Source organism: Nocardia ninae NBRC 108245, from assembly GCF_007990755.1.
GTDB classification, from domain to species: domain Bacteria; phylum Actinomycetota; class Actinomycetes; order Mycobacteriales; family Mycobacteriaceae; genus Nocardia; species Nocardia ninae.
Genome location: NZ_BJXA01000001.1, coordinates 150,295 through 164,302, shown reverse-complemented (window position 1 = coordinate 164,302; position 14,008 = coordinate 150,295). Strand labels below are relative to the sequence as shown.

The following is a 14,008-nucleotide window of genomic DNA, read 5'->3' as shown; positions in this document are numbered from 1 at the left end:
GACGGCCGGGTAGACAACAAACAATTTGATTGTTCCTGCGAAAACTCAATGGAAAAGTCAGGTTTCGCGCGAACCCGGAAGGGTAAGGGGGGCTGCGAGTGTCGGAAAACTTCCGGAACCGCCGCGAGTACCCCGGGACGCGCACCGTCCCGGGGTACTCGAGCGCGACGCGGAAGGGGAGTCACGCGCCACGGTCGGGTTGACCTCGACATCATCGATGTTTCCACACCTCACCGCTCCCGCATCGACGTCAATTCCGTTGGCACCAGAGTCACTGCTACCGTCGGCGGATGGGAGCGGTCAGTGCGGCCAGGATGGAAACATTCCTGGTGGTCGCCCGGCTCAGCAGCATCCGCCGCGCCGCGACTCAGCTGCACATCACCGAGGCCGCAGTCTCCGCCGCCGTCGCCCACATCGAGAAGCAGCTGGGCGCCAAGCTGGTCGCCAAATCCGGGCGCGGCATCGCGCTCACCGAAGCGGGCCGCATCTACGCCGAGTACTGCCGCAGCATCCTGGGTCTGATGAAGGAGGCGCACGCCGCGGTCCAGCAGGCCGAGACCGGGCGACTACGCATCGGGGTAGTGGCCACCGCGGGCGAATACGTCCTGCTGCGTCCGCTGGCCGCGTTCCGCAACCGCTACCCCGACATCGAACTGAGCTTGTCGGTGCATCCGCGCGATGTGCTGTTCCTCGAATTGCAGCACCACGAAACAGATCTCGTCATCGCAGGCCGCCCGCCCCGCAATACCGGGCTGGTCATCCGCGCTCGCAGACCCAGCCATCTCATCGTGGTCGGGGCCGCCGATCAGGATCCGCTGCGCACCACCTGGCTACTGCGCGGGCGCGGCTCGGGTACCCGTGACGCCACCCTCACTCTGCTCGACCAACTCGAAATCAGCCCGCCCACTCTGACTCTCGGCAGCCACGGCGCTGTGCTCGCGGCGGCCCGAGAAGGATTGGGCGTCACCTTGATTCACAGTGACGCCGTCTCCCAGGACCTCGAATCCGGCGTCCTGCGCATACTGCCCGTCACCGGCACGCCCATGGATCGTCCCTGGCACGCCATCACCACTCGCACTCCGACACCGACCACGCGGTTGTTCCTCACCCACATCCTGGACCCCGGCGAGGTCGGCGCCGACGCCTTCCACCCCGCGTAATAGCCTCTGGCGCAGCGCTTCTGGGTCGACTCGGGACGTGATGTGTACCACAAGGCCGACCGGTCGGTGCTGTGTCAAACTGAGCCGCATGGTTGGCGGAGAAGCACCTATCTCGAACGTGTCGGACACCGCCCGGTGGGTGGCCGCCTACCGGGCCCGCGAAACGGCACGCCCCGACGCGCTGTTCCAGGACCCGCTGGCCGACCGGCTCGCCGGCCCCCAGGGCTACGCCATCGCCGACGCCGCACCCAGCATCATGCGCAACGGCTGGCCGGTGATCGCCCGCACCAAACTCATGGACGACCTCATCAGCAAGTCCATCAATGAGGGCTGCGACCGGATCTTGAACCTGGCCGCCGGCCTGGACACCCGCCCGTACCGTCTCGACCTGCCCGCCGACTTCGTCTGGGTCGAAGCCGACCTTCCCGAGATTCTCGAGGAGAAGGAGGCGAGTCTGGCCGGCGAAACCCCGCACTGCGTGCTGATTCGCCGGGCCGTGGACCTCGCCGATCCCGAAGCGAGAGAGAAGTTCCTCGACGAGGCGCTCGGTGCGATCGGCCCGGTCACCGCCCGTGCGAGCAAGGCGCTGGTGCTCACCGAGGGGTTGCTGTTCTACCTCGACGTCGACACCGTTACCGACCTGGTCCGTGCACTGACCAGGCCGGAGGTCGCGTGGTGGATGGCCGACACCAACCTCGGCACGCTGCGGATGCGTTCGGAGTCCTTGCTGGAGAACGCGCCGATGAAGTTCGAGCCGCCGGGCGGGCTCACCTTCTTCGAAGAACTCGGCTGGCAGCCGTTGGAGGTGGAAGAACTGCTGGTACACGCGCGCAAATACCGCCGCGCCCCCTGGTTCCTGCGCCCGTTCACGTATCTGCCCGCGCCTGACCTTCGCAAGCCCATGCGCCGTCCATGGTCCGGGGTGATCCGGTTCCGTCAGGAGTAGCCGATTACGCGGGCTTGCTGAACTCTTCGATCAGCACCGGGTACTGCTCGCCACCGTGTCCGGCCGCGATCGAGCGATCGGCGATGGCCTTGAACAGCTTCGGCAGTTCGGCATTGACGCCGAGCGCCTCGCTCTCCTCGATCAGATGCGTCATCGCTCGCACGTCGGTTGCCAAGGCCGACGTCTCCGCGGTGAACGAGCCCTTGTCGATCTGCTCGGCATAACCCGGCAGCCAACCGGCCACCCCGACGGCCATCTGCTGGGCGAACGAGGCGTACGTCGCGGCGTCGACACCGGCTGTGCGCAGCATCGCCGTGCCCTGCAACCAGGCGTTGAGCACGCTCCACATCATTGTCAGGCCCGCTACGTCGTACAGCGACGCCAGCCCGTGATCCGCGCCGAGGTAGGAGATCTTGCCCAGCGCTTCCAGCGTCGACCGGTGCGCCTCGAGGTCCGACTCCGGACCGCTGTGCAGGATGACCGCCTCGTCGGTGCCGATCCCCGGTGGGAGGGCCATGATGGCGCCGTCCAAGTAACGGGCACCGCGCTTTCCGGCCCACACCGCTGCTTCCCGGGCTTGGGTCGAGTCGCCCGAGGTCAGGTTGACCAGCGTCGTTCCCTCTAGATCGGTCGCGTCGAGCAGCTCGTGCACTGCGTCGTAGTCGGTGAGGCAGATGATCGTCAGACTGCTGGTCGCGAGCGCCTCGCCGATCGTCGGTGCCAGGCGTGCTCCCTCGGCAACCAAATTGTCGGCCTTGGCCGCCGTACGGTTCCACACGGTCGTCGGATGCCCCGCCTTCAGGAACGCTCCCGCCAGCGCCTGCCCCATCAGCCCGAGTCCGATGACTGCCACAGATGTTTCGGTTTTCTTGTCCATGGCAGCATCATCAACGTTGATACCGGTATGAAGGTCAAGTGAGGTCGCGATGCGCATCGGTGAACTGAGTCGTCGAACGGGCGTCAACGCCCACCAACTCCGCTACTACGGCGCACAAGGCCTCCTCGAAGCCGACCGCAACCCCAACGGCTACCGCGAATACGACGAATCCGCCATCCTGCGCGTCAAACAGATCCGCCACCTCCTCGGCGCGGGCCTGTCCTCCGACGACATCGCCTACCTCCTCCCCTGCGCCGTAGGCGAGAACCCCGAACTCCCCGGCTGCCCCGAACTCCTCACCGCCATGCGCGCCCGCCTGCAACGCCTCGACGACCAGATGACCAAGCTCGCCCAATCCCGCGCCGCGCTGGCCGACTACATCACCGCCGCCGAAGAATCCGCCAGCGAAACCTACCCGCCGTTCGACGGCACCGAGCTGGAGTGCATCCCCGCCTGAAGGCCGTCCACGCTGACGCCGGTGGGCCCCGCACCCCCAAGCTCCGCGACGGTGCCCACGCACTGACCAGGGCGGCACTCGCGTAGCGCCACAAGGAGATAGGGGGGTCTTCACGCACGGTGCACTCTCATGACGCACGCTGCAGCATCAGTCAAGCGCACGCAACCAACGTCAAGTGGACGGGAAGCGACCCGCTGGCCGTGGTGGCTAGCGGGTCTGGGTGGGTGGGGTGGTTACTGGGCTGCGCGGCCTTGGAGGGACTTGACGTTGTTGCCGAAGGTCCAGTTGCGGGAGCCGTCCCAGTTGATGGACCAGGTCATCAGGCCCTTGAGGGAGTTGGCGGGGCCGGTGCCGTAGTGGTTCCAGGCTTGGGCTACCAGGGACGGGGACATGTAGCCGCCGCCTGCGCCGGGTTGGGCGGGGAGGCCGGGGGCTTGTTTGTCGTAGGGGACGGTAATGGTGGTGCCCTGGATGGTGAGACCTTTGGCGAGGCAGTCGGTTTGGGCGATGAAGCCTTGGACGGTGCCGGCCTGGTATGAGTCGCCTGCGCAGCCGTACATGCTGCCGTTGTAGTACTGCATGTTGAGCCACCAGAGGCGGCCGTTGTCGGCGTACTTCTTGATGATCGGCAGGTAGGCGCCCCAGATGGAGCCGTAGGTAACGCTGCCGCCGGTGACGTAGGCGGTCTCGGGGGCCATGGTGAGGCCGAAACCGGCGGGCATCTGGGCCAGCACGCCGTCGATGACGCGGATCAGGTTGGCCTGGGAGGCCGAGAGGGTCTTGATGTTTCCGCTGCCGACGAGACCGGTTTCCAGGTCGATATCGATGCCGTCGTAGTTGTACCGCTTCAGGATAGGCACGATGGTTGCGATGAACCGGTCGGCGACCGCGCTGGAGCTGAGGTCGATGCCCGCGGCCGCGCCGCCGATCGACATCAGGATGGTGGCGCCTGCGGCTTTGGCCTGGCACATCTCGGCGGGCGTCGCGACCTTGACGGTCGGTTCCATGCCGTCTTCCCAGCGCGCGGTGCCATTGGATTCGATGACCGGGAACGCCGTATTGATCACGTTGTAGCCGTGCGCGGCGATCCTGGCGTCGGTGATCGGAATCCAGCCCATGCCCGGGTGCACCCCGTTGGCCGCGCCATCCCAACTCTCCCAATAGCCCTGCAACACTTTGCCAGTCGGCTTCGGCTTGGTCGGACAGACATCAGCCGGAGCCGCAGCAACACCCGGCGCGACCGCGACCACCATGGTGCCGATCACCGCCAATACGGCCATCAAATATCTGAGCATTACCGAGCGTTGGCCGAGTCCACGCGAGCCACAGGTGGAATTCATAACCAAGTAGAAACACACCCCCGCTGATCAACTCCAATGGCGACAACTGGGGAGAGATTGCCCTACGGCAACTGGTTAGCGGGGGCCGCGACACGGTGGTTGGATCGGCACCGATCCGCAGTACCGGCGGTATCGAATAAGGATGGGTCGGGTGCGCCGATTTCTGGGCTCACCAGGCATGACCGTCCGCGCGGCACGCTCTCATATCGGACGCCAGCGCTGTCCTTTCCGGTGCCGTCAATGCTGCCGCCGAGGATGCCAAGAAGGCTGCTGACGACGCCTCGAACAAGGCCGCCGCAGCTGCTACGAAGGCCAGCGACGCTGCGACCAAAGCCAATGACGCTGTAACGACCAAGAATGCCGCCGAGGCCGCCGCTCAGGCTGCTACCGGCGGTGCAACCGATGCCGAGGTCGACGCCGCTTTCGACAAGGCCGCTGCCGCCGCGGGTGTTGCCGCCTCGAAGGCGGACCAGGCCGACAAGGCTATGCAGGCCGTGACCCGCATTTTCGAACAGTCCGCTGGCGCCACCAAGGCAGCCAAGGCCGCCGGGGGCGATCCTGACAACGTCGATCTGGCCAACAAGGCCGCCACCGCGGAGAATGAGGCCGTCAAGGCCTTCTCCGAAGCCATCAAGGTCCTCGAAGTTCAGGGTCTGGAAATCGACACCACTGAGATCGCGCCGGTCGGGAATTAGCTCGCCCCGCTGCCAGCTTGGGGTAGTACGCCGCACACTTTCTAGGTTCCCGCACACCGACTCGCCGCACTGACACGCGTGCGGATGTCAAATCGTTTGCGGCGAAGCCGGATACGCCGACAACGTATCCGGCCTCGCTGACGATGACGGGCTGATCAGAGTTGACCGTGTTGGGAGTCGAAGGTGGCGACGCGGCCGCCGAGTTGGATCTGGGCGCCGGGAGTCAGTTTGACCGGGTGGCCGGGGATGGCGCGGGTCCAGTCCTGGTGGCCGGGTTGGCGGATGTGGGTGCCGTTGGTGGAACCGCCGTCGACAACGGTGACGTCCCAGTCGATGAGGCGAATCTCGGCGTGCGCGCGCGACATGCCACCCGAGTGGTCTTCCACGCGGACCGGGCGGGCACCGCGGGCGACCGCTTCCGCGTGCTCGGGTTCGCGGCCGAGCACGCAGTCGTTGTCGAGGACGAACGAGGTGCCGTCGTCGAGCAGCAGCAGACCGAGCGGCGGACGGATGCCGTCGGTGAGTATGCAGGTCAGCTGATCCATTCGAATACCGCAGACCGCGCAGAACGACACCCGCGGATCGTTGAGATGGTCACGCGCACACTTGAATCCCTTGACCACGACACCGCGTGACTCGGCCACGACGCCACCGTCACGGACGCGGGGTGCCAACGCCTCGCCGGGCACCACGGTCTCTTCGAGATCGGCATCGCGAGCCGCAGGGTGGTCCGGAAAATGCTGAGCTGCAACGGATTCCGGACGAACAATGCCGTGTTGCGCGCCGCTGTGCGCCACGCTCTCCGACTGTCCCGTACCGACCGGCTTGGGCAGCCGCGGTGTGCTGGGCGGCAACACCCTGTCGTGCGGCTGAGCCGGGCCGACCGCCGGAGAACTTCCGCTCGACTGCTCGGCGACCGCGTCCATCGGAGGGACCTGCGGGCCGCGCACGACCGGATTTGCGGATGACGAGCTTTCACCCTGCGACTCAGCAACCCCGCCCATCGGCGGAATCTGTGTGCGCGGCGGCGTCATCGAGGACGCCGCATCGGACTTCCGCGACACCGCTGACGCGCCGTACTGCTCCGTCGCGGCATCCGCTAGATCGTCCCGTTTCCGCAGATCCGGAACCTGTTGTGGCGCGAAACCATACTGCTGCTCACCACCGGTCGGCCCGGAGGCTTCAGGCTCTCGCGACACCGGCGACGCGCTGTAATACTCCGTGCCGACCTCCGCGAGGTCGTCCTGCTTTCGCAAGTCCGACGTTCGCCGCTGCTCAGCACCTCTCGGCCCCGTGGCACCCCGATCTCGCGACCCGGCCGAGGTGCTGTGGTATTCCGTGCCAGCATCCGCGATATGGTCCGGTTTCCACGGTTCCGGGGCTCGTGGCGGCGCGCCACCGGGCAGCTCGGCTCTTTGTGCTTCAGCGCCGTGTTGCTGCCCAGCCCCGTGCTGCTCTTCGAACCCGCGCGGCGCCTGGCCGCCGACAGGTGTCACGCCGCCGTGTTGCTCGTCGAATTCACGTGGTGCGTGGCCGCCGACAGGTGTCACGCCGCCGTGTTGCTCGTCGAATTCACGTGGTGCGTGGCCGCCGATAGGTGTCTCGGCACCGTGTTGCTGCCGAACCCCACGCTGCTCATCGAGCCCGAACCGTGGCTGGACGCCGAATTGCGCCTCGGCATCGCGTTGCCGCGGAACCCCGTGAAACTGCCCGAACTCGGGCTGCGGATGGCGCCCGATTTGTTGCTCACCTCCAGGCTGCGACTCACCCCCGATCTGCGCCTCAACCCCGCGCAGCGGAATACCCTCCGCGCCGGTAGTAAGACCACCCGCACCAAACCACAGCACGACCGCGCCCCCGGGCGCCGTACCTTCCCCCAACGCGAAAACGCCACGCTCAGGCAACTTCTCAGCCACCTCCCCCACCTCATCCACGAACAACCCCACCCCGACCCCCGGCGCAGGCGTCACCACCCGATCGACAGTGAACCCCGCCTCCCGCCCCCGCAAGATCTCCGACCGGTCCACCCCACCCAGTACCGCCGTCACCCCACCGTGCAGAAACACCGCGACCCCACCGTCCCCCGGCGTGATCACCCCGAACTCGACCGCGTCCTCATCCCCATTGTCCAATCCCATCAACCAGTTGGTGGCCAACCGTGCGACCGTCCGCCCACTGCGCCGCGGCTCGTTGGACGTCGCCTGCCGCACGATCCCGAGCAACGCCGTCATCGCCCGCGCCGCCACCGAATCCGCGGTCACCGCACCCGTGTCCCGGTGCGCGACCAGCACGACCACACCCCCGCTACTCGCCACCAGGTGACGGCCGGGAAGAACCTCGATCTGCCTGCTCACACGAACCTGCCGCCCTGGAATCGCCACCGATGGAACACCACGCGCATCGGTCCGTTCACGATCAGCCAGAACACGATCCAGGTGAGGACGAACTGGATCAGGAACGCGGTCAGCGACGGACGCAGCGACTCGGGCAGCACGATGGTCGTGTACCGGACGAGCACCCACATGAGCGCCCCCTCGTTGACCATGGTGAGAAAACCGAACAGCGTCGGCCAATCCTTTTCCCAGCGGAACTGTTGCAAGAAATGGTAAAGCAACTCCCACAGCACCCCGACCAGAACGGTGCCGAGCAGGATCGACAGCGTCACCCGGTAGGACTGGCCGAGACTCAGCGATCCCGTCGGCAGCAGCGGGGTGATGATCAGCGCGACGAAAAACCCGATCACGCTCAGCGCGAGCACCCGGGTCTGGATTCGCCCGTTCAACGTCGGCAGCATCAGATCCTCTTATTCATGACCCAGGCCCACCACTGGCTCGTCGAGCGCAGCGGACCCATTCGCTTGCAGAACCCGAGCGCCGCAAGGTCGTCCGCGATCTCCTGCGCGGCGATCTGCAAGCCGAGAAAGGTGTCCACCCCGACGAACGGCCCACCCAGTGTCGCGCTACCGGATGCATAGATGCGCCCGCTGCCACTTCGGGTGCCGATCAGTTCGAAGGTGGTGTCCACGTCCAGCCGCCCGACCGGATTACGGCCCGCACCAGCATGATCCAGCAGGTCCGCCAGCAACCGATGCTCCCGGATATCGGCCTCGAGTCCGGTGCAGTCGATGATGTAATCGACCGTCGTGTCGAACGGCTGCGCCGGCGGCGGCACCGGCAGTTCCGCGGTGAGGTCCGGGATGATGGTGGCGACCACACCTTGCCTTCCGACGGCGGGCCGCGGCGCACGCATGGTCCCGGCCATCATCTGATACCACCCCTGCTTGCGCCCGCGCCGCAACTGCTCCTGCCACAGCCGCCGGATCGGCGTGTTCGTCCCGGAGATCTCCTTGTACGCCGCCGCCCGCTGCTCACCTTGCAGGTTGCGCATTTTCTGCTTGAGCTGCCCGCCCCACACCGACTTCGGATAGTTGAACCCCTGGTACGCCCAGCCGTCGGCCCCCTTGCGCCGGTTGAACACGTTCTTGCCGTGCGACTTGGCGACATAGGTGCGGAACAGATGCAGGATCTGCGTGTTCAACTGCATCCGGTCCCGGTCGTCGATGAGCCGCTGCAACACCCGGCTGGCCACGATCCCGCTACCTCGAATCAGCACGGTCCCCGGCCTGCGCTGCAACGCCTGATACACGTGCTCATGCGGCTCGTACGCGTTCACCACCCGCGTCGGATCGCGATGCGTCTCCCGATACTCCTGCAGATCCGGCAGCAGCTTCAGCCCCGGATACCCCACCGCCACATGCACATACGTGCTGCGAAACGCCACCCGCTTGGTCGGCGTGGACCCCGCGGCCGGGGTGAGGATCGTGAAATAACCCCCACCGTGCCGCTTGCGCACCATGCGAACCTGCCCGCGATGCAACGAGCTCGCGTACCCGATGCGCTGGAACTCCCGCTCCATCCCGACGAACGCCTGCCCCGCCCGCGGTGTGTAGTAGTTCGCGAAGATCGGTTCCACGAACACATTCCACAGCGGTTTGATCGACTTGTCCGCGATCGCCTCCCGCACCGCATAGGACGGAAAGCCCCACATGTTGTCCGGCTCGGACGCCGAATCGCTGCGCAACCGCTCGCCGCGCGGGATCTGTGACACCCGAGTCAGATACTCGTAGGACGCCCACGGATGTTCCTGCGGCCCGAGCACCGCCATCGACTGCGCGGGCACCCCGAAGATCCGCAGCGTGTCATAGGTGACGAAGGAGCCGATCCCACTGCCGATCGTCACGAACGGCACATCCACCACCGGAATCCCGGCTCTGTCCAACATTTCATCGGCCCACACGTCGGTATCGACGAGGGCCTGGGTGAGATCTCCCCGCATTTCGGGCACTCTACCGGCCCGTTCTTACCGATAGCTTACAATCCGCTGGCCCTCGGACCTCTGCGTGGCACATCGCTGCGGCAAACCGCGAGAGGCTCGCACGCTGGTGTGTGCCACTCACCCGCCGACCTCGGGGATTTTGCGACGCGCGGGATCGGATCTCACCGAACATGCCACGGCGGCCGGGCTTTCGGAAGTAGCATGCGCTCGTGGCTGACTCACTGCGGGTCCTCGTGTACAGCAACGACGCCGATACCCGGCGCCAGGTGATCCTGGCACTGGGCAAACACCCGCACCCGGAACTACCCGAGTTCGACTACCTCGAAGTGGCCACCGGCCCCGTGGTGATCGAGCACATGGACGCGGGCGGCATCGACCTCGCCATCCTCGACGGTGAATCGGCGCCGACCGGCGGGCTCGGCATCGCCAAGCAGTTGAAGGACGAAATCGAGCACTGCCCACCGGTGCTCGTGCTCACCGGCCGCCCGGACGACGCCTGGCTGGCCAAGTGGTCGCGCGCGGAGGCTGCGGTCTCGCATCCGATCGACCCGATCCGGCTCACCGAGGCGGTCGTCGGCGTGCTGCGCAACCGCTCGGCAGCCTGACCCCTTACCCTCGTTCGCCGCAGTCATTCATACAGACTGCACATTAATCCCCCGCTGACGGAAGTGGTCGCCGGAGCCGATCGAGTTCCGGCACCTACGCGGCGGTAGACCGGTGCGCGTCAGCACGCCGATGTCGCGAAACCCGACCCACCGCAAGTGCGCATCCACTGCCGAAATCCGCACGGACAACGTCGTTTTCGCAGCACAGACTGACCGGTCAACCAACGTCACGTGACAAGACCCCGGATTACCCCCGTTTCAGTCATAAATCGACGTCGCGAATTCGATCAAACGCAGCAGTCAAACCTCGAGCACTCAGAGCGATCAGTTGTAGGCTGTGCCCTAGCTCACAGGAGCGCGGGTACCAGCCCTACCCGCCTCGAGCAGGCCATGAGGCGCGTCTGGCCGAGGCGGACAACGACGTCAGCCCGCCTCGGAAGCTGCCGTCCGGCAACGGACGACCCATCCGCGGGCTCCAGCTGGCAAGGAGGGGAAGTGCAGTCGTGAATATCGAGATGCCCACTCTTGTATTAGGCGCGGTCGCTGCGGCGTTCGCGGTGTTCACCATCATCATGGCGGCCCTCGTCGGCCCGAAACGGTACAACCGAGCCAAGCTCGAGGCGTACGAGTGCGGTATCGAGCCGACACCGCACGCCATCGCGGGCGGCCCGGGAAACGTGACCGGCCAACGCTTTCCGGTGAAGTACTACCTCACCGCCATGCTGTTCATCATCTTCGACATCGAGATCGTGTTCCTCTACCCGTGGGCAGTCCACTTCGATGCGCTCGGTCTCTTCGGTCTCGCCGCGATGGCGTTGTTCATCTTCAACGTCTCCGTGGCCTACGCCTACGAATGGCGGCGCGGTGGGCTCAGCTGGGAGTGAGTGCCGCGCAACGTGTTCGGGCGACGAGTGGAAGTGAAGGTTAGTCGGATATGGGGTTAGAGGAAAAGTTGCCCAGCGGTTTTCTGCTGAGCACGGTAGAGGATTTCGCCGGTTATCTGCGTAAGGGCTCGCTGTGGCCCGCCACCTTCGGTCTGGCCTGCTGCGCCATCGAGATGATGGCCACCGGCGCAGGCCGTTTCGACATCGCCCGCTTCGGCATGGAGGCGTTCCGCGCCTCGCCGCGGCAGGCCGATCTGATGATCGTCGCGGGCCGGGTCAGCAACAAGATGGCGCCGGTGCTGCGCCAGGTCTACGACCAGATGACCGAGCCGAAATGGGTGCTCGCCATGGGGGTGTGCGCGTCCTCGGGCGGCATGTTCAACAACTACGCCATCGTGCAGGGCGTGGACCACGTGGTGCCGGTCGACATCTATCTGCCCGGCTGCCCGCCGCGGCCGGAGATGCTGCTGAACGCGATTCTGGCACTGCACGCCAAGATTCAGGAGATGCCACTGGGCGTCAATCGCGAAGAGGCCGTGAAGGCCGCCGAAGCGGCGGCGCTGGCCTCGACCCCGACCATCCGGATGGAGGGTCTGCTGCGATGACGTTCGACTCCCCCGACAACGCAACCACCGCGCACGACGAAATCGACGCGGCGGCCACGGCAGGCCCGGAAGGCACGCTGCCCGGCGAGGACGATCAGCAGGCGCCCGGCGCCGAGGTGATCGGCGTGCGCCGCGGCATGTTCGGCGTCACCGGCACCGGCGACACCTCCGGCTACGGCGGCCTGGTCCGCCCGGTCACCCTGCCCGGCAGCACACCGGCGCCCTACGGCGGCTACTTCGACGAGATCGTCGACGCCTTGCGCGGCGCGCTCGACGCGGCGGGCACCCGGCTCGAGACCGTGCTGGAGAAGATCGTCGTGTTCCGCGGCGAACTCACCCTGCACGTGCACCGCGAGCATCTGGTGACCGTCGCCCAGGTGTTGCGTGACCATCCCGCACTGCGTTTCGAGCTGTGTCTGGGCGTCAGCGGCGTGCACTACCCCGAGGACGCGGGCCGCGAACTGCACGCGGTGTACCCGCTCATGTCGATCACGCACAACCGCAGGCTGCGCGTCGAGGTGTCCGCCCCCGACGCCGACCCGCACATCCCCTCGCTGTTCGGGGTGTACCCGACCACCGACTGGCACGAGCGGGAAACCTACGACTTCTTCGGCATCCTCTTCGACGGGCACCCCTCGCTCACTCGAATCCTGATGCCCGACGACTGGAACGGTCACCCCCAGCGCAAGGACTACCCGCTCGGCGGGATCCCGGTCGAGTACAAGGGCGCGCGGATACCGCCGCCCGACGAGCGGAGGGCTTACAACTAATGAACGAGATCGAGACCCGGCCCGACGTCGCAGGCGACGCTGGGCCGGAACCGACTGTGGTCACCGTCGCCGGACAGGACTGGGAAGAGGTCGCCGACTCCCTGCGCGGCGCGGGCGAGGAACGCATCGTCGTCAACATGGGCCCGCAGCACCCGTCCACCCACGGCGTGCTGCGGCTGATCCTCGAGATCGAGGGCGAGACCGTCACCGAGGCGCGCTGCGGCATCGGCTACCTGCACACCGGCATCGAGAAGAACCTGGAGTTCCGCAACTGGACCCAGGGCGTCACCTTCGTCACCCGGATGGACTACCTGTCGCCGTTCTTCAACGAGACGGCGTACTGCCTCGGTGTGGAGAAGCTGCTCGACATCACCGACGCGATCCCGGAGCGGGTCAACATCATTCGGGTGATGCTGATGGAGCTGAACCGGATCTCCTCGCATCTGGTGGCGCTGGCCACCGGCGGCATGGAGCTCGGCGCGCTCACCCCGATGTTGTTCGGCTTCCGCGAACGCGAACTGATCCTCGACGTGTTCGAGACCATCACCGGCCTGCGGATGAACCACGCCTACATCCGGCCGGGCGGCCTGGCCCAGGACCTGCCCGACGACGGCGTCAGCAAAGTCCGGGAACTGCTGGACCTGATGCCGAAGCGGCTGCGCGACATGGAGCAACTGCTCACCTCGAACCCGATCTGGAAGGCCCGCACCCAGGACATCGGCTACCTGAACCTGCAGGGCTGCATGGCCCTCGGGATCACCGGCCCGGTACTGCGCGCCACCGGCCTGCCGCACGACCTGCGTAAGTCGCAGCCGTACTGCGGTTACGAGAACTACGAATTCGACATCCCCACCACCACGGGCTGTGACTGCTACGGCCGCTACGTGATCCGGGTGGACGAGATGAAGGAGTCGCTCAAGATCGTCGAGCAGTGCCTGGACAAGCTGCGTCCCGGCCCGGTGATGGTCGACGACAAGAAGATCGCCTGGCCTGCCGACCTGCAACTCGGCCCGGACGGACTCGGCAACTCCGCCAAGCACATCGGCAAGATCATGGGCACGTCCATGGAGGGCCTCATCCATCACTTCAAGCTGGTCACCGAGGGCATCCGGGTGCCGGCCGGTCAGGTGTACACCGCCGTCGAGTCGCCGCGCGGCGAGCTCGGCGTGCACATGGTGAGCGACGGCGGCACCCGGCCCTTCCGGGTGCACTACCGGGATCCCTCGTTCACCAATCTGCAAGCGGTAGCGGCGACTTGCGAGGGCGGCATGGTCGCCGACGTGATCGCCGCGGTCGCCAGCATCGACCCGGTCATGGGCGGAGTGGACCGATGA

At 66.3% G+C, this 14,008-nt stretch carries 14 protein-coding genes; 8 read left to right on the top strand and 6 right to left on the bottom strand.

Translation table 11 applies throughout. The annotated features are described in order from the left end of the window. The first annotated feature begins 290 nt into the window (after positions 1–290). Positions 291–1,160: a LysR family transcriptional regulator gene (locus NN4_RS00760; RefSeq protein WP_240772180.1), complete on the top strand. Its 870-nt coding sequence runs from the start codon at positions 291–293 to the stop codon at positions 1,158–1,160. A gap of 88 nt (positions 1,161–1,248) precedes the next feature. After that, a complete protein-coding gene (locus NN4_RS00755) occupies positions 1,249–2,106 on the top strand; it encodes a class I SAM-dependent methyltransferase (protein ID WP_147127983.1) in 858 nt (285 codons plus the stop codon). Between the two features lie 4 nt (positions 2,107–2,110). Here NN4_RS00755 and NN4_RS00750 read toward each other — a convergent pair whose 3' ends face one another. Beyond that, entirely contained in the window at positions 2,111–2,983 is an 873-nt protein-coding gene (locus NN4_RS00750; protein ID WP_147127982.1) for an NAD(P)-dependent oxidoreductase, read from the bottom strand. Between the two features lie 49 nt (positions 2,984–3,032). On the opposite strand from NN4_RS00750, the gene NN4_RS00745 reads away from it, so the two are divergent. Continuing rightward, positions 3,033–3,440: a MerR family transcriptional regulator gene (locus NN4_RS00745; protein ID WP_147127981.1), complete on the top strand. Its 408-nt coding sequence runs from the start codon at positions 3,033–3,035 to the stop codon at positions 3,438–3,440. 233 nt (positions 3,441–3,673) lie between these two features. Here the strand turns inward: NN4_RS00745 and NN4_RS00740 are convergent, their stop codons facing one another. The 5 genes from NN4_RS00740 to NN4_RS00720 form a co-directional block, all read right to left on the bottom strand. Beyond that, on the bottom strand, positions 3,674–4,720 hold the full coding sequence (locus NN4_RS00740) for a chitinase (protein WP_246180656.1): 1,047 nt from the start codon (positions 4,718–4,720) through the stop codon (positions 3,674–3,676). Between the two features lie 122 nt (positions 4,721–4,842). Continuing rightward, the gene (locus tag NN4_RS00735; RefSeq protein ID WP_147127979.1) at positions 4,843–5,511 is read right to left on the bottom strand and encodes a hypothetical protein; all 669 of its coding nucleotides are present in this window, start codon (positions 5,509–5,511) and stop codon (positions 4,843–4,845) included. A gap of 119 nt (positions 5,512–5,630) precedes the next feature. Then, positions 5,631–7,829, bottom strand: coding sequence for an FHA domain-containing protein (locus NN4_RS45915; protein WP_246180629.1), 2,199 nt, complete (start codon positions 7,827–7,829; stop codon positions 5,631–5,633). Beyond that, positions 7,826–8,269 carry a hypothetical protein gene (locus NN4_RS00725; protein WP_147127978.1) on the bottom strand — a complete coding sequence of 148 codons (444 nt, stop codon included), beginning with the start codon at positions 8,267–8,269 and terminating at the stop codon, positions 7,826–7,828. The genes NN4_RS45915 and NN4_RS00725 overlap by 4 nt, the downstream gene beginning before the upstream one ends. Then, on the bottom strand, positions 8,269–9,810 hold the full coding sequence (locus NN4_RS00720) for a hypothetical protein (protein WP_147127977.1): 1,542 nt from the start codon (positions 9,808–9,810) through the stop codon (positions 8,269–8,271). Before NN4_RS00720 ends, NN4_RS00725 begins: the two co-directional genes overlap by 1 nt. A gap of 209 nt (positions 9,811–10,019) precedes the next feature. On the opposite strand from NN4_RS00720, the gene NN4_RS00715 reads away from it, so the two are divergent. The 5 genes from NN4_RS00715 (at position 10,020) to nuoD (ending at position 14,008) form a co-directional block, all read left to right on the top strand. Further along, entirely contained in the window at positions 10,020–10,415 is a 396-nt protein-coding gene (locus NN4_RS00715; RefSeq protein ID WP_135231000.1) for an Rv3143 family two-component system response regulator, read from the top strand. Positions 10,416–10,930: 515 nt separating this feature from the next. Continuing rightward, positions 10,931–11,299, top strand: a complete 369-nt coding sequence (locus NN4_RS00710; RefSeq protein WP_228540775.1) for an NADH-quinone oxidoreductase subunit A — start codon at positions 10,931–10,933, stop codon at positions 11,297–11,299. Positions 11,300–11,349: 50 nt separating this feature from the next. Beyond that, the gene (locus NN4_RS00705) at positions 11,350–11,904 is read left to right on the top strand and encodes a NuoB/complex I 20 kDa subunit family protein (protein ID WP_135230999.1); all 555 of its coding nucleotides are present in this window, start codon (positions 11,350–11,352) and stop codon (positions 11,902–11,904) included. Continuing rightward, complete coding sequence (locus NN4_RS00700; protein ID WP_186818187.1) at positions 11,901–12,674, top strand: NADH-quinone oxidoreductase subunit C; 774 nt, start codon at positions 11,901–11,903, stop codon at positions 12,672–12,674. The genes NN4_RS00705 and NN4_RS00700 overlap by 4 nt, the downstream gene beginning before the upstream one ends. Beyond that, complete coding sequence (nuoD, locus tag NN4_RS00695; protein WP_147127976.1) at positions 12,674–14,008, top strand: NADH dehydrogenase (quinone) subunit D; 1,335 nt, start codon at positions 12,674–12,676, stop codon at positions 14,006–14,008. Before NN4_RS00700 ends, nuoD begins: the two co-directional genes overlap by 1 nt.